The 16,368-nt window shown below is 38.6% G+C and carries 11 protein-coding genes; 4 read left to right on the top strand and 7 right to left on the bottom strand.

The genetic code is table 11. The annotated features are described in order from the left end of the window. Window positions 1-167: 167 nt before the first annotated feature. Window positions 168-1,895, bottom strand: a complete 1,728-nt coding sequence (acsA, locus tag ACIP9C_RS05150) for an acetate--CoA ligase (protein ID WP_401009075.1) — start codon at window positions 1,893-1,895, stop codon at window positions 168-170. Window positions 1,896-2,415: 520 nt separating this feature from the next. Here acsA and ACIP9C_RS05155 point away from each other — a divergent pair. From ACIP9C_RS05155 to ACIP9C_RS05165, 3 genes are read left to right on the top strand one after another with little or no spacing between them, the layout of a single operon-like run. Continuing rightward, on the top strand, window positions 2,416-3,048 hold the full coding sequence (locus ACIP9C_RS05155) for a GNAT family N-acetyltransferase (RefSeq protein WP_401009076.1): 633 nt from the start codon (window positions 2,416-2,418) through the stop codon (window positions 3,046-3,048). A gap of 24 nt (window positions 3,049-3,072) precedes the next feature. Then, the gene (locus ACIP9C_RS05160; RefSeq protein ID WP_401009077.1) at window positions 3,073-3,723 is read left to right on the top strand and encodes an acetoin utilization AcuB family protein; all 651 of its coding nucleotides are present in this window, start codon (window positions 3,073-3,075) and stop codon (window positions 3,721-3,723) included. Next, complete coding sequence (locus ACIP9C_RS05165) at window positions 3,720-4,880, top strand: acetoin utilization protein AcuC (protein ID WP_401009078.1); 1,161 nt, start codon at window positions 3,720-3,722, stop codon at window positions 4,878-4,880. Before ACIP9C_RS05160 ends, ACIP9C_RS05165 begins: the two co-directional genes overlap by 4 nt. A gap of 293 nt (window positions 4,881-5,173) precedes the next feature. On the opposite strand, the gene ccpA is transcribed toward ACIP9C_RS05165, so the two are convergent. Then, window positions 5,174-6,184 (bottom strand): catabolite control protein A, encoded by a 1,011-nt coding sequence (gene ccpA, locus ACIP9C_RS05170; RefSeq protein ID WP_401009079.1) that lies wholly within the window; start codon window positions 6,182-6,184, stop codon window positions 5,174-5,176. 175 nt (window positions 6,185-6,359) lie between these two features. Then, on the bottom strand, window positions 6,360-7,445 hold the full coding sequence (locus ACIP9C_RS05175; RefSeq protein ID WP_401009080.1) for a bifunctional 3-deoxy-7-phosphoheptulonate synthase/chorismate mutase: 1,086 nt from the start codon (window positions 7,443-7,445) through the stop codon (window positions 6,360-6,362). A gap of 173 nt (window positions 7,446-7,618) precedes the next feature. Between ACIP9C_RS05175 and ACIP9C_RS05180 the strand changes: the two genes are divergently transcribed. Further along, a complete protein-coding gene (locus tag ACIP9C_RS05180) occupies window positions 7,619-9,775 on the top strand; it encodes a cell division protein FtsA (protein ID WP_401009081.1) in 2,157 nt (718 codons plus the stop codon). 179 nt (window positions 9,776-9,954) lie between these two features. On the opposite strand, the gene ACIP9C_RS05185 is transcribed toward ACIP9C_RS05180, so the two are convergent. The 4 genes from ACIP9C_RS05185 to ACIP9C_RS05200 all read right to left on the bottom strand — a co-directional run bounded on the left by ACIP9C_RS05185 (window position 9,955) and on the right by ACIP9C_RS05200 (window position 16,213). Beyond that, window positions 9,955-10,458 carry a YtxH domain-containing protein gene (locus ACIP9C_RS05185; protein WP_401009082.1) on the bottom strand — a complete coding sequence of 168 codons (504 nt, stop codon included), beginning with the start codon at window positions 10,456-10,458 and terminating at the stop codon, window positions 9,955-9,957. Between the two features lie 134 nt (window positions 10,459-10,592). Continuing rightward, the gene (locus ACIP9C_RS05190; protein ID WP_401009083.1) at window positions 10,593-11,099 is read right to left on the bottom strand and encodes a DUF948 domain-containing protein; all 507 of its coding nucleotides are present in this window, start codon (window positions 11,097-11,099) and stop codon (window positions 10,593-10,595) included. Between the two features lie 116 nt (window positions 11,100-11,215). Continuing rightward, window positions 11,216-12,529: a UDP-N-acetylmuramate--L-alanine ligase gene (gene murC, locus ACIP9C_RS05195; protein WP_173477571.1), complete on the bottom strand. Its 1,314-nt coding sequence runs from the start codon at window positions 12,527-12,529 to the stop codon at window positions 11,216-11,218. A 222-nt stretch (window positions 12,530-12,751) separates the two neighbouring features. Continuing rightward, window positions 12,752-16,213: a DNA translocase FtsK gene (locus ACIP9C_RS05200; RefSeq protein ID WP_401009084.1), complete on the bottom strand. Its 3,462-nt coding sequence runs from the start codon at window positions 16,211-16,213 to the stop codon at window positions 12,752-12,754. Window positions 16,214-16,368 lie beyond the last annotated feature (155 nt).

Below are 16,368 nucleotides of genomic sequence, written 5' to 3' on the forward strand. Positions count from 1 at the left end.
TTATTTATTTATATTATTTTCTTAATCTTCTGTTATAGTTGTTTAAAATCTATAGTTTCTACCGCCAATTAAGAAAAAAGAAGGTAGGAACCCTTTCGATAATCGAATGAATTCCTACCTTCTTTAGATGCATATTTTGAATAAAAATAAATTATACGTAGGAGCCATTAGTCTTCCATCGTAGAAAGATCGCCAGTAGGTAAATCTAACTCCCATGCTTTTAACACGCGTCGCATAATTTTACCGCTGCGTGTTTTCGGCAGCTTTTCCTTAAATTCAATTTCTCTCGGTGCCGCATGAGCTGATAAGCCCCTTTTCACAAACTCGCGAATATCCTCAATTAAAGCATCCGATGGCTCCACGCCTTCTCTCAAAGATACAAACGCTTTTATAATTTCACCACGTATAGGGTCCGGTTTTCCGATAACTCCAGCCTCTATTACGTCTGGATGTTCTAGTAATTTACTTTCAACCTCGAACGGCCCAACTCGTTCACCTGCTGTCATAATGACATCATCCACTCGACCTTGGAACCAGAAATAACCTTCATCATCCATATAAGCGGAGTCACCAGACACATACCACTCACCTTTTAAGAAATATGATTCATAACGCTCTGGATTACCCCAAATTTGACGCATCATGGCTGGCCAACCACGACGCACAGCTAAGTTACCCATTGTAAATGGTGGAACTTCATTACCCGCATCATCTACAATTGTCGCGTGCACACCTGGTAATGGTTTGCCCATTGATCCGGGCTTAATATCCATGCTCGGATAGTTACAAATCATATGTGCACCCGTTTCTGTCATCCACCAAGTATCATGAATGCGATGTCCTAACTCCTCACTACCCCAACGGATAACTTCAGGGTTAAGTGGCTCCCCTACAGATAATACATGACGCAATGATGATAAATCATAATTTTCCAGCATGCCACTACCTGCACCCATTAACATACGGAATGCTGTTGGCGCACTATACCAAACTGTTACACTATAATCCTCAATCGCTTGATACCATGCTTGTGGCGAGAATCTTCCACCAACAATGAGCATTGTCACACCATTTAACCACGGACCAAAAATTCCATAGGCTGTTCCCGTTACCCACCCTGGATCAGCCGTACACCAATAAATATCATTTTCGCCTAAATCAAGTACCCATTGTGTCGACTGATACTGCTGAACCATCGCATTATGAACATGTAAAACACCTTTCGGAGTACCTGTCGAGCCAGAAGTATAATGTAAAATCATACCGTCCTCTCGGTCCATCCACTCGATGTCAAACTTAGCGGAAGCCTCTTTCAAGCGCTTATTAAAATCTAAAATTTGGGGCGTTTCTTCTATATCAGACCCTACTAAAAATACATGTTGCAAGTTTGGCAGTTTATCTAATGGAACTCGTTCTAGTAATTCCGGTGTTGTTACTAACACTTTCGCATCGCTATCAGAAAGCCGATCATAAACTGCACCTTCCATGAATGCTTCAAACAATGGTCCTACAATAACGCCCATTTTTAAAGCACCTAATAAAGAAAAGTAAAGCTCTGGTGAACGAGGCATAAAAATAAATAAACGATCTCCTTTTTCAATGTTTGTCGCCGATTTAAAAACATTTGCTGCCTTGTTCGTTAACCTTTTCATTTCATTAAAAGAGTATGCTTCCTTGCGCTTCCCATCATTATAATACAATGCCACTTTATTTTTTCGAGACGTTTCTGTATGGCGATCAATAGCCTCATAAGCCATATTCACTAAACCTGTTTCATGCCAACTAAATGCCTTTTCTGTATCTGCCCAATCATGAGTTGCTGCTACCTCCTCATAATTTGGCAAGTTGTACTGCCCTGGTAATGCTTGTAATTTCTCCATCGTTTTCATCCCCATAAATTTACCCCTTCCTTTTTTGGCTTTAGTACATTCGTAAGCAAATTTCAAATCGTACTCACGATATCCCCCGCAATTACGCATCGGCGTAATTGTAGCTGTCTGCCAATTCGTTCCACTTTGCTTATGCAATAATCTTCTCTTGAAGCCCCCTATAAAGGATAAAAAAGTGAGCATTCATCCCCTTTTGGAAAATTAAGTGAAATAATGGCGATTGAAACAATTTCGCCATATAAAACAGCTACTGAATGATATTAAAATTCGCTACTTTCTCCAAAGACAAATACGTTATGTAGCAATTGTTATAGAACAGTTTATGCAGTTGTAATTCTATCAATGCTTAATAAATCAACATTTATCTGTTAAATAACAGTTGCAATATAAATCTATTTTACACGAAATTAATCAGAATGTCTCAATATTTTTATTTTTCCGAAAATGTAGTTATATTTCGTAAATTTAAGCGTTTTTCGGCTTTAAATCAGCTATAATGGAATTATTAAACTCAGGTGGTGTAATTATGGAACACAAAAAGACTTTTTTTTCTGTTACAAAGGAGACAAAGCATGGTACTGTTTATGTGGAAGGACCTGTTCCTCCAGAAAAATTAGCTACATATTCATTCCACGAGGGATTAGTTGCCTTTAGACCCCCTAAACAACAACAGCAAGCCATCTTAGAAATCGCTGGGCTTCCTGAAGGCCGTATTATTATTATCCGAAATAACGACATTATTGTAGGCTACGTCACCTATTTATATCCTGATCCGCTTGAACGGTGGGCAGAGGACAGAATCGATAATATGATTGAATTAGGTGCTATTGAGGTCATTCCAGACTATCGTGGAACAGGGGCTGGTAAAGCCTTGTTAGCGGTGTCCTTCATGGGGGATGAAATGGAGGACTACCTTGTAATAACAACCGAATATTATTGGCATTGGGACTTAAAAGGTACAGGTTTAAATGTATGGGATTATCGCAAAATGATGGAGCGGATGATGAGTTCAGTTGGCTTCGAATATTTTGCTACAGATGATCCTGAAATTACATCTCATCCTGCGAACTGCCTTATGGCACGAGAGGGAAAACGAGTGCCTCCTGCAACAATGGAAAGATTCGACAGACTTCGTTTTAGAAATCGTTTCATGTATTAAAACCAACACAAAGGGGATGAGTATATGATTGTTGAAGAAATTATGAATGATGAGCCTTACACATTGGCTCCGACAAACACTGTTTTGGAAGCGTTGAAATTGATGCGTGAGAAAAAAGTTCGGCATTTACCTGTCATCGATAACGAACGACATGTTCTAGGTGTTATTACGGAGCGCGATATTAAACAGGCATTGCCTTCCTCATTGAAAGACGAACCTAATTCGCCAGTCTTTAGTGCGATGGTAGAAGAAATAATGATCAAAAACCCACTTGTCGGCCATCCACTTGATTTTGTAGAAGAAGTAGCACTAACTTTTTATGAAGCAAAGGTAGGCTGTTTACCAATCGTCTCCGGCGGAAAACTAGTAGGCATTGTGACAACAACCGATTTACTCTACACATATATAGAACTAACGGGTGCCACTGAACCTGGCTCCAAAATTGAAATCCGAGTTAGCGATACACCAGGAGTCTTATTTGAAATTACTAAAATTTTCAATCTCCATCATGCAAATGTCCAAAGCGTTCTAGTATATCCTGATTCTGAAAATACACAAAATAAAATTTTAAGCGTCCGAGTAAAAACATTAAACCCACTTGCTATCATTGAAGATCTTCGCCAAGAAGGATTTGACGTGTTATGGCCTAATTTACCAGGTGTTTCTTTAAAATGAAAAAGGCTGTCTTTGTTTATTCGCCAGAGCAACTCGGATATAAATTTTCAGATACGCATCCTTTCAATCACAAACGCTTGACGCTAACGATGGATTTACTTAAAAATATAGGAGCGCTCGATGATGTCGATATCGTTCCTGCACGCATTGCCACGGAAGAAGAACTTTTGCTTGCGCATGATCCGAAATATATTGAAATCGTTAAAAATGCAGGCCATGGTAAGCTGAGCGAGGCACAATGTGCAAGCTATGGTATCGGCACTGAAGATACACCTATCTTTGAAAATATGCATGAAGCAAGTGCGCAACTTGTCGGAGGTACATTAACCGCTGTCGATTGTGTAATGGAAGGAAAGGCTCAGCATGCACTAAATCTTGGCGGTGGACTACATCATGGTTTCCGTGGGCGTGCTTCCGGTTTTTGTATATATAATGATAGTACCGTTGCCATTCGTTATTTACAGGAAAAGTACAATGCGCGTGTACTCTATGTTGATACTGATGCACACCATGGTGACGGTGTACAATGGAGTTTCTACGAAGACCCAAATGTTTGTACATTATCAATTCATGAAACTGGACGCTACTTATTCCCTGGAACGGGTAATATAACTGAGCGCGGCAACGGTCAAGGTTATGGTACTTCCTTTAACTTTCCAATTGATGCATTTACCGAGGATGAAAGTTTCTTAGAAATATATGAAAAAGCTATGCGTGAAGTTTTTGAATTTTTCAAACCAGATGTTGTTTTAACTCAAAACGGTGCAGATGCACATTATTTTGATCCATTAACACATTTATACGGTACAATGAATATTTATAGAGAAATTCCAAAGCTTGCACATAAACTCGCACACGAATATTGCGATGGGAAATGGATTGCAGTTGGTGGTGGTGGTTACGATATTTGGCGTGTTGTGCCAAGGGCATGGTCGATGTTATGGCTAGAAATGACAGATCAAGAAATACCAACAGGTACCTTACCACAAGCATGGTTAGATCGTTGGCAGCCAGAAGCGCCAGTTCCTTTTATCCCAACATGGGAAGATCCTAACCCTCTTTATGAGCCAATCCCTAGAAAAGCTGAAATTGAAGAAAAGAACGCGCAAATGTTAGAAAAAGCGTTACATATTATCCGCACAGAAAAGCGCAGTTAGTGGGTGCCAGGCACTCAAACAATTCTGAATTCTCATAGTACTTGCCAGTATGATTAGCCATGTTATGCAAAGTGGCAGTTACTCAAGCAATTTCACTAGTTGTTTGTAGCGGAGGCGGCGACTCCTGCGGGAACGCACGCATAGTAAGACGCAACAAACCGCGCGCTAGCGAGGGTTGCGGCTTACGGTGTGCCCGCGGAAAGCGTCCGCCGTAGCGGACAACAACGTTTTCAGGCACACATTTTCCCATAAAAAAACACGCAAATCATAAAATTAGATTTACGTGTTTTTTCTTATTTGCTTTTAACCGATTGGCGTTGTTCGATACGGTGCGGTAATATTACCGCTACCTTCTCGTCCTCTACAGGCTCTTTATTCATAAGCTTAGTCAATAATCGCATCGCTACAGCTCCGATATCATATAGCGGTAATGCTACACTTGTAAGCTGTGGGCGAACCATACGAGCTAACTTAGAATTTTCAAAACTGATGACCTCGATATCCTCGGGCACATTTTTACCAGCATCTTGTGCACCATGAATCAAACCGATTGCGAGTTCATCACTTCCCGCAAAATAAGCCGTTGGAGGGTTTTCAAGTGCAGATAATGTTTCCCAAGCCTCTAAGCCCATATCATAGCTAGATTCCTCAGCAGCAATTAGTGATTCATCTATACTTAACCCTGCATCTTGAAGTGCTTTTTTATAAGCTTCAAGCTTAAATTTACCATTAATCGTATAAGTAAGAGGACCTGTTACAAAGCCAATTCGTGTATGACCGTTTTGAATCAGTAACGAAATTGCTTCATAAGCTGCCTGGAAATAATCAATATTAACAGTGGCAATTGTTTGTGATTCATCTACAGAACCTGCAAGAACAATTGGGACTGGTGAATGATCCATCGTTTGTTGCATTTTCTCTGTTACTTCATCACTCATCATTACAATACCGTCCACTTGTTTACCTAGCATTGTATCTAGCAACTGTAGCTCTTTATCTTCATGTTGATCTGAGTTGGCAAGAATAATATTGTAGCGATACATTGTAGCGATATCCTCTACACCACGTGCCAGCTCCGCATAAACATTATTTGCAATATCTGGGATAATCACGCCAACTGTTGTAGTTTTCTTACTTGCTAACCCTCGCGCTACTGCGTTCGGACGATATTCTAATCGTTCAATTACTTCTAATACTTTTTTTCGTGTTGCTGGTTTTACATTTTGGTTACCATTGACTACACGAGAAACGGTTGCCATCGAAACATTCGCTTCTCGTGCAACATCATAAATTGTAACAGTCATCGTACGTGCCTCCCTTTTTCCTTTTATAGCCTTATCATACGATAATTTTCGCTCCATTTTCAAGAAGAGTACATACATGAAATGAAATACCAAGTACAAATAGTACTATTATAGACATTTTTTTGTCACGATATAGTAAACACCGCCTGCTTATTGCGCAAGCGGTGTGAAAATATTATGCGTGAATTTCGTGATTCTTCATGAATTTTTGTAACGTTTCGTAGAATGCATCAAATGTTGGAATATCCATTTGTTGTTGTGAATCTGAAAGTGCTACAGATGGATCTGGATGCACCTCAGCCATTACACCATCTGCCCCGATTGCAATTGCTGCCTTCGCACATGGTAATAGTAAGTCGCGTCGACCTGTTGAATGTGTTACATCGACGAATACTGGTAAATGTGTTTCTTGTTTTAAAATTGGTACTGCTGAAATGTCTAATGTGTTACGTGTTGCTTTTTCGTAAGTACGAATACCACGCTCACAAAGGATGATGTTTTCATTCCCTTTAGACATAATGTATTCTGCTGCATGAATGAACTCGTCAATCGTTGCTGCTAAACCACGTTTTAATAATACTGGTTTGTTCGTTGCACCCGCTGCTTTTAATAACTCGAAGTTTTGCATATTACGAGCACCGATTTGGATAACATCAATATAATCAAGCGCTTCTTCTAAATGACCTGGTGTTACAATTTCAGTAATAACACCTAAACCATATTCTTCAGATACACGCTTTAAAATTTTAAGCCCTTCTAAACCAAGACCTTGGAAGTCATATGGAGAAGTACGAGGTTTGTAAGCACCGCCACGGATTAACTTTTCACCTTTAGCTTTAATAGATGCAGCAACTGCTGCTACTTGTTCGTAAGATTCAACAGCACATGGACCAAACACGAAGGATGGTTTTCCTTGGCCGATTAGTTCACCATTAATATTGATGACAGTATCTTCTGATTTCTTCTTACGAGAAACTAGTAATTCTTTCTTTTTATCAGCTTCAAGTTGTTTTAAAGCTGTTTTAAAGATTTGTTTAAAAATATAATCAACCGTCATTTGGTTTAACGGACCGTGATTGTGTTCTTTAATTAGATCAAGCATGTGTCGTTCACGCAATGGATCATAGCGATTAACACCTTGTTTTTCTTTAATTTTACCGATTTCATCTACTACAGCTGCACGTTCGTTAATTAGACGAAGAATTTCTAAGTTTAATCCGTCAATCTGACTACGTAAGCTTTCTAAATCTTTTTGGCTCATGCTTCTTGCTCCTCTCCCCATGACAGACACTTTCAGAACTCTGAAATGTATGTTACATTTTTAGATATTAGCATCATTATAATCAATGTTGTTCAGAATGTCACGCATTTTTAATTTAGCGCTTCAACTCGCTAAATTACTTTTGAGTTATTTCAAGGAAGGAAGCGATTACATTGAGTTCAAAATTATTTGCACTTGATATCGGTACACGTTCTGTTGTTGGCATTATTTTAGAGGAAGATAATGATCATTTTCATGTACAAGATATTTTAGTAAAAGAACACAAGGAACGGGCCATGGTAGATGGTCAAATACATAATGTCATGTATGTGGCTGATTTAATTAATGAAATTAAACAAGAGCTCGAAGACAAGCATGGGCCCTTATCCAAAGTAAGCGTCGCTGCTGCAGGTCGTTCATTAAAAACAGAGCAGGCAAGCGTGACCATTAATATTCGTAACCGCCCCATATTCACTGAAGAAGATATTAGCCGTTTAGAATTACAGGCAGTTCAACATGCACAGCAACAGCTCCTACAGCATAAAGAGGATGCCAAAACCAGTCACTATTACTGCGTTGGCTATTCTGTTCTTTATTATCGTTTAGATGGTGAAGAAATTGGTAGCCTTCTTGATCAGCAAGGTGACGAAGCACAAATTGAAGTCATTGCAACTTTCCTTCCACGTGTTGTAGTTGAATCCCTTATCGCTGCCTTAAAACGTGCAAATTTAGAAATGGGTGCTCTCACACTAGAGCCTATTGCGGCAATAAATGTTCTAATACCACCTACAATGCGCCGTCTAAATGTTGCACTTGTCGATATTGGAGCTGGTACGTCAGATATTGCCATTACCGATAAAAGTACAGTAGTTGCATACGGTATGGTGCCAACAGCAGGTGATGAAATAACAGAGGCACTCAGTGACCATTATTTACTTGATTTCCCAGTTGCTGAAGAAGCAAAGCGTCAACTGCACTGTGCTGAGGAAATTTTAATTCAAGATATTTTAGGCTTTGACCAATACTATCCAAAAGCAGAAGTGCTTACAGCAATTGAGCCTGCTGTTAAACAACTTGCTAAGGCAATTGGAGAAGAAATATTGCGTCTTAATAATCGAACTGCCCCAAAAGCTGTGATGCTCGTTGGTGGTGGTAGTTTAACCCCTAATCTTACAACGGAGATTGGCTTAGTGCTGGATTTACCAGCAAACCGAATTGCCGTACGCGGTGTCGATGCCATTCAAAATTTAACAAAGGAAGAGCATATTAAAGCATCTCCTGAGTTAGTAACACCAATTGGCATAGCAATTGCTGCAAAGAAAATGCCGATACAATATATGAGCTTAACAGTAAATGAACAAATTGTACGTCTTTTTGAATTAAAAGAAATGACGGTTGGAGATGCATTTTTAGCTGCCAATATTCGGGCTAAACAATTATATGGCAAGCCAGGCCATGGATTATCTATTAGTGTTAACGGACAAGATATTTTCATACCTGGAGGCCACGGTCAACCGGCAAAAATTTTAGTAAATGGTCAACAAGCCTCTACAAAAACAATTATTAAAACAGGCGATGCCATTCAGTTAATAGAAGGTCAAGATGGTCATCCAGCCACTGCTACAGTAAGAGATATTGTTGATCAAGCGGTAACTAAAACAGTAACAATTCAAGAAACAAAGTATGTGATCGAACCAAAAATTACTGTCAACGGTTCCCCTGTATCAATGGATGCTGTGTTAAACGATCGTGATATCATCGTGTTTGAAATTGCTGAAACGGTAGAGGATATATTTAAATCTACCAACAATAATAATTTGTTAAAACAATTCGAATCTTTTGTTGTTTATGTCGATGGAAAGCCGTTATATTTACCAACGTGCTCCGCACAACTACTCATTAACGGTAAACCTAGTAAACTGTCATTTGCTGTTCAACATAACGATATAATTACTTTTTCACAACCATCGTTACCAACTGTACAGCGAATAGCTGATCATATGAATGTTTTACTTGAGGATAAAATCATCATTCATTTCCAACAGGAGCTAGTTGAGCTGAAAAAAATGACGAATGAAATGGTTGTTAATCAGGCAGTTGTTTCACCACTCTCAACCGTTCCCAACGGAGCGACAATTGCCATTCATGAAAAAGATCGAAGTCCTTGGATTTACCAGGATGTTTTCCGCTTCTCAAATTGGCAACTACCTACGACATTTAAAGGTAATTTTACAATTCTGCGGAATGGGCAACCCGCAACATTTGATACAGAAATCTTCGGTGGCGACCAACTTGAAATAGTCCTTGAAGACGCACCTTTATCATTATAAAAAGGTATCGCTAGTTGTTGGTAGCGAAGGCGTGACTCCTGCTCGGAACGCACACAGCGTAAGACGTGGGCATTCCGAAGTTTGGCTTGCAATGTGTCTGCGGAAAGCAACGGCATAAAAAAAGTGTTAGATTGATTCATCAATCTAACACTTTTTCTTTAAGTCACAGCTTTTTTACTTTAAGCACGAACCTCTTGTGCTTTATCTTCATCAGATTGTTCCGTTTTTTCTGGAACTTCTTCTTGTTCTGATTTAGCATCATCAACAAAGTCCTCAAGTGGCTCTTCCCCTTCGAATGAGACAGTACCATCATCAAAAACAGTTGGTGCTTTTGCAGTCTTAAGCGTCTTAACTTTTTCTACCAATTGCGAAGATTGCTCTTGAATTTGTTTTGATAATTGTACTGTTTTATCCTTAGCTGTTGATGATAAATCAGCACTTTTATCTTTTAAATTAACAGCTTGCACTGCCACATCACTACGTAAATCTTTCCCTGATTTAGGAGCTAATAGTAAACCTGCAGCTGCACCCACTATACCCCCAACTAAAGCGCCAATGACGAAATCTTTCATATTTACACGCTCCTCTTCATAGATCGAATCCTGCGAATTATAAAGTTGTGGCAATGTACTTTCTAGTTGTTGTTCTTTCACTTCGTTAAAGTTTGGCTTTTGTGTAGTCATGGACAATTCCTCCCATTTTATAATCTAATGCGCCTAGACGTATGTATTTCCACTTGTAGGTGTCATACAATAAAAATTGCCTAAGGCTTTATTTATATTCAGCTGGCATAAAGAAAGCACCTGCTAAATAATAATTATTTTTTGCGACCCCATTTTCTTTTCGGCTTGTCCGCCTGAACTTCCTCAAAACTATATACGTCCTCAGGCATTATTTCTGGTGCCTGCTCAATCACTTTACGCTTCTTCCATTTATCTGCAATGCCCATTGCGACATTACTCCACTGTACAACTTGCGCAATTTTTTCTTCGTTCTGTTCAACACTTTTTGAAATAGATGATGTAATTTGCTGTACTGAAGCATTTAAACCATTTACAGAGTCACCCATTCCTTTCACCGCATGAACAACAGTATTTAACTGCTCAGATTTTTGTTGAATATCCTCGGCTAAGCTATTTGTTTTAATTAACAAAGAAGTCGTTTCTCGTGTAATCCCTTCCATTTGTTTCTCAATGCCTGCTAATGTGCCAGATAAACTGTTAAGAATTGACTTGAGTGAAAATAATGTCATACCGACGCTCACACATAAAAATAAAAAACCGATCGCTGCTATTATTGCTGCAATATACAAAATGACTTCCATAAGTAGACCTCCTGCTAGTAATAATTTCTCTCTATATACTATTACTTACCTTATCTTCGACAAATAAAACTTAAATCCTTCTCATATTTGAGAAAAAACAGCTTATTCCTTGCGGATTAAGCTGTTTCGTTGCTTTTAAGTACATCTTCAAAGGCATCTTGGAACTTGTGAACATCGCCAGCACCCATAAATAAAAATACTGCGTCTTTATGCTTTGTTAACACATCAATACCTTCTGTAGTAATTACAGCACTCCCGTCAATAAGTGAAGCTAAATCCTGAATTGAAAGTGCACCTTGTGTTTCCCTTGCAGAACCAAATATATCACATAAGTATGCTGTATCAGCCAGACTAAGGCTGTCTGCAAAGTCCTGTAAAAACGCTTGGGTACGCGTGAATGTATGAGGCTGGAATATCGCTACTAATTCACGTTCAGGATATTTTTGTCTAGCCGATTGAATTGTTGCACGAATTTCTGTTGGGTGGTGTGCATAATCATCGATTAAAACATGATCCCCAATATTTGATTCTGTGAAACGTCTTTTTACACCTTTATATGTGTTTAAACGTTCTTGAATAATTTCAGATGAAATACCCTCGTATTGGCAAAGTGTAATAACAGCTAATGTATTTAACACTGCATGGTCGCCAAATAATGGAATAAAGAAAGTACTATAAAATTCATTGCGCACAAAAACATCAAAAGTTGTGCCTTCAGTTGTTTTTTCAACATTACGTGCCTCAAAGTCATTTTCAGCTCCAAACCCGTAATAAACAACAGGTACTTTCGCTTGAATACGTTGTAAATGTTCATCATCGCCACATGCGATAATCGCCTTTTTCACTTGTAATGCAAGTGATTGGAAGGCTGCATACACATCTTCAATATTCGCAAAGTAGTCTGGATGGTCGAAATCAATATTTGTCATCACTGCATAATCAGGATTGTATGCTAAAAAGTGTCGACGATATTCACACGCTTCCATCACAAAGAAGTTAGCATTTTCGTGGCCTGCACCTGTACCATCACCGATTAAATAAGAAGTTGGTTTATAGCCGCCTACAACATGTGCCATTAAGCCCGTTGTAGAAGTTTTACCATGTGCGCCAGTAATGGCAATCGATGTGTAATTGCCAATATACTCACCAAGAAATTTGTGATAACGAATAATTTCAACACCGATTTCTCGTGCTCGGACTAATTCAGGATGGTCATCAGGAAAAGCATTCCCTGCAATTACTGTCATACCTTCTTTAATATTATCCGCATTAAATGTGAAGATTGGAATATTTCGTTCACGCAACGGCTGTTCAGTAAAGAAATATTTATCAATATCTGAGCCCTGTACTTGTTCACCAGCATCAAATAAGATTTGTGCAAGCGAACTCATGCCAGAACCTTTAATGCCTGTGAAATGAAAAACTGTCATTAATTAAACCCCCCGGGAAATACAAAATCCCATCTATCATCTATTAGGTGTATCGTATTTTGCACTAGGTATTAATACCTTTACACGTACAGAAAAATACGTACTATGTTAAAACATCTTGTCTATTATAGCACTATTTATGCACAAGGATAAATGTGCAACTTTTCTAAAAAAACTAATTTTGACGAAAGTCAGATAATCTTTACGAAAACACTGCAATTCTTATTCAAACATAGCAATTAAATCTTGCTCAGTAATATAACTTTCACGTGGTTTACTGCCTCTTGCCTCCGACACAAAACCATGCGATTCCAGCATATCAATTAATCGTGCAGCACGATTATACCCAATATGATACTTACGTTGAATAAGAGATGTAGAAGCTCCACCTTGCTCATATACAAAACGGCAAACATCCTCAAACAGATCATCTTGCTCTGCCGAAACTTCTGATTTCTTTAAAAGTTCCTCTTGGTCGAAAATATAATCTGGTTCGCCTTGCTCTCGAACATGATCGATAATCGATTCGATTTCGTCATCTGTAACAAACGTCCCTTGCAAACGAACTGGTGCAGACATGCCATTACCTAAATAAAGCATATCGCCTCGTCCCAATAATCGCTCCGCTCCCTGCCCATCTAATATTGTACGCGAATCGATTTGTGAAGATACCGCAAAGGCAATTCGTGTAGGGATATTGGATTTAATAAGACCTGTAATAACATCTACAGAAGGTCTTTGTGTTGCAACAATTAAATGTATACCACAAGCACGTGCCTTTTGAGCAATACGACAAATCGCTTCCTCGACATCAGCAGGCGACATCATCATTAAATCTGCTAACTCATCAATGACAATTAAAATATACGGTAATTTTAAACTATGCTCATTATTTTTATCTGCTAAAGCATTATAACGTGTAATATCACGTGCACCTGCATGAGCAAATAACTGATAACGTCGCTCCATTTCCTCCACTGCCCATTTTAACGCTGCTGTTGCAGCCTTTACATCCGTAATGACCGGACTGACTAAATGAGGAATATGATTGAAAGGAGCAAGCTCTACCATTTTTGGATCAATCAGCATTAGTTTTAATTCATGTGGTGCAGCTTTATATAATAAACTAACCAAAATAGAATTGATACAAACAGACTTACCTGAACCGGTCGCCCCGGCAATTAAGCCATGTGGCATTTTACGTAAATCAATCGTGACAGGCTTCCCTGTTAAGTCTAGACCTAATGCCGCTTCTAGTGGTGAATCGGAGTCGAGGAAAGAAGCGCTATTTGTCACTTCCGATAAACGAACAGCACGAGATACTCGGTTAGGAATTTCTATTCCGATAGAGCTTTTTCCTGGAATCGGCGCTTGAATTCGAATGTCCTTTGCAGCTAAAGCAAGTTTCAAATCATCTGCTAAGTTACGAATTTTACTTACTTTCGTACCATGACTTACTGTAATTTCAAATTGAGTTACCGCTGGACCTTGCATAATCGATTCAATTTGTGCTGACACTTGGAAATAAGATAGTGCTTCAACTAGTGTGTCCCCTTGTTGCTCCATCCACTCCGTATCTTGTGTTTTTTCCTCAGGCGGCTCTAAAAATTCATCCGTTGGTTTTTGATAAACATGAATAGGCTTTGGAGGTATAACTTCATTTTCTTTAGCTTCAACATCAGAAATTACTAATACATCACTAAGATTTCCCTCGACTTTTTCAGGTACCTCAATGCTTTGAATTGCAATGGTTTCTTCTGTTTGCTCGTCAAGTGGTAAGTCATTGTTCCCAAACGCTTGCGCTGTATTTTCATCGAATAGCTCAGCTTCTATTATTGGATTTTCAGCTTGTGGTAAAGCATTGTCTTCAATCATTATTGCTGGCTTAATTTCTCTCGTTCCATCTTCAATCACTGAAGTTTCTTCTTGAGGCAAAACTTTTTCAACAAACAACATTGGTGCTGATTCTTCTTTCATTGACTCAGCTTCAATAACTGTAGATTCTGCTTGTGATAAAACATTATCTACAAACGTTGTTGTTGCAATTTCTTCTAGCGCCTCAGCTTCAATAACTGTAGATTCTGCTTGTGGTAAAACATTATCAACAAACGTTGTTGCTGCAATTTCTTCTAGCGCCTCAGCTTCAACCGCTATATTTTCTATAGTTGGCAAATGTGTCATTGTTGCTACAGGTGACATCGTAATGACAGAAATATTTTTTGTATCTACCTCTCCTGGTGATGGCTCTTGATTTGATTGCTCTACTTCAACAATAGGTGAAGGTGTTGGTTTGTCTTCTGACAACGCTACAGCTTCATAATTATCGCGAGTAAACGCACTCTCAGTTTGCTTTTCTTCTGTAGTTGTTTTTGATATCGCTTTTAGTTGCTGTGAAATTCGCCATTTCTCTTTATCTGTTTTTAACATTAAAACATTAAAAGGAATGCGGCTCTTTTCTTGCTTTACAGATGATTCATCTACTATTTCTTGATTGACATCTTCATTAGTTGGCTGGACTACTGTAACTTCCCCAATATGAATCGTAGAATTCTCAATTTGTAATTGTTCCACAACTACTTCTTTCACGTGAATTTCTGACTGATCAGCAGAAAGTTGCTCGACAGCAAGTTCTTGCTGTACCGCTTCCTTAATTTGATCTTCAAAATTCACTGCAAATGATGTTGTTTGTGGTACAGGTAGCTCCAAATTATCATCATATGGTATTTGATTTTGCTCATCAGCTACAACTTCCTCAAATGTAATTGGTTGCTTTGATGGTTCTTCCGTATTCACTTCATCCGTTGGTTGACTTTGCTCAGTTGCTTCAACTTCTTCAAATGTAATCAGTTTCTTTGATGGTTCTTCTGTATTCACTTCATTCGTTAATTGGCTTTGCTCAGTTGCTTCAACTTCCTCAGTTGCACGTGGTTGCTTCGATGGCACTTCGATCGAGCGTGGTATCTCAAGCAATTCACGGACATCAATGGAGGATTTGATAGGCTCTTTTTCTTCTAGTATATTTTCAATAGGCTTATTTGTTGTCGCTTCTTTTGCAAACTTAGCCACAGAAGGCATTTCGGCTTCCTGTTCTTCCTTCCGTTTATTTAATAACTGCTCGATTGGGCTTGGTTTTGCAAAGCCATAAACTGGTGAAGGGACATCCGTGGGCACAAAACGTTTTCGATTCTGTGGTAAAATGTCTTCCACTTTACTTTCCTGTTTCACAATTGGCTCTTTTTGAACAGGTTTAGCTTCAACTTGAGCATCGCGAAAAACCATACTTGCTTTAGTTGGATATTCTTGCTGCTTAGGTTGACTTCGTGTAGTCGTCGTTCTGCCAGTTCGCTTCGAACGATTTTCTAATAATTCACGGATGCCAGATACCTCTATATCGTAAACACGAGAATCTGCCATTTTATGATTTAAATGTTTTGGTAATGTTAAATCTTCAATTTGTCCATATGAGTCATCCATTTGATCAAACACGTCTCTTGATTGTGATGCTTGAGGCATATCTTCTTCATCATCAATTAAAGGGAATCGAAAAGTTTTTTGTCGCGTAACCGATGTTTCATTTAACGGCTGTTGGTGATCTGGTTGTTCCTCATACTCCTCATAATATTCATCATATTCATATTCATCTCTATTTAAAATTTTTTCAATTTTCTTTTTAAACCAATTCACGTTGTTTCACTCATTTCTCTTACACTTCATTTATAGCATTGTTTTAGTTTTCAATAATTGACTATTAAAACTAAGTTCAATGTCCACATAAAAAAGCATACCATAAAAATGATATAGAAACTTGTATTTATAGGCCCGACCTAGACAAAAAAATC

Origin of the sequence: Lysinibacillus sp. NPDC093210 (genome assembly GCF_044753985.1) — a bacterium.
Taxonomy (GTDB): domain Bacteria; phylum Bacillota; class Bacilli; order Bacillales_A; family Planococcaceae; genus Lysinibacillus.

Bases quoted from the DNA above. Each gene is read 5' to 3' on its own strand.
- acsA (WP_401009075.1), bottom strand. From the start codon at position 1,895: ATGGGGATGAAAACGATGGAGAAATTACAAGCATTACCAGGGCAGTAC.
- ACIP9C_RS05155 (WP_401009076.1), top strand. From the start codon at position 2,416: ATGGAACACAAAAAGACTTTTTTTTCTGTTACAAAGGAGACAAAGCAT.
- ACIP9C_RS05160 (WP_401009077.1), top strand. From the start codon at position 3,073: ATGATTGTTGAAGAAATTATGAATGATGAGCCTTACACATTGGCTCCG.
- ACIP9C_RS05165 (WP_401009078.1), top strand. From the start codon at position 3,720: ATGAAAAAGGCTGTCTTTGTTTATTCGCCAGAGCAACTCGGATATAAA.
- ccpA (WP_401009079.1), bottom strand. From the start codon at position 6,184: ATGACTGTTACAATTTATGATGTTGCACGAGAAGCGAATGTTTCGATG.
- ACIP9C_RS05175 (WP_401009080.1), bottom strand. From the start codon at position 7,445: ATGAGCCAAAAAGATTTAGAAAGCTTACGTAGTCAGATTGACGGATTA.
- ACIP9C_RS05185 (WP_401009082.1), bottom strand. From the start codon at position 10,458: ATGACTACACAAAAGCCAAACTTTAACGAAGTGAAAGAACAACAACTA.
- ACIP9C_RS05190 (WP_401009083.1), bottom strand. From the start codon at position 11,099: ATGGAAGTCATTTTGTATATTGCAGCAATAATAGCAGCGATCGGTTTT.
- murC (WP_173477571.1), bottom strand. From the start codon at position 12,529: ATGACAGTTTTTCATTTCACAGGCATTAAAGGTTCTGGCATGAGTTCG.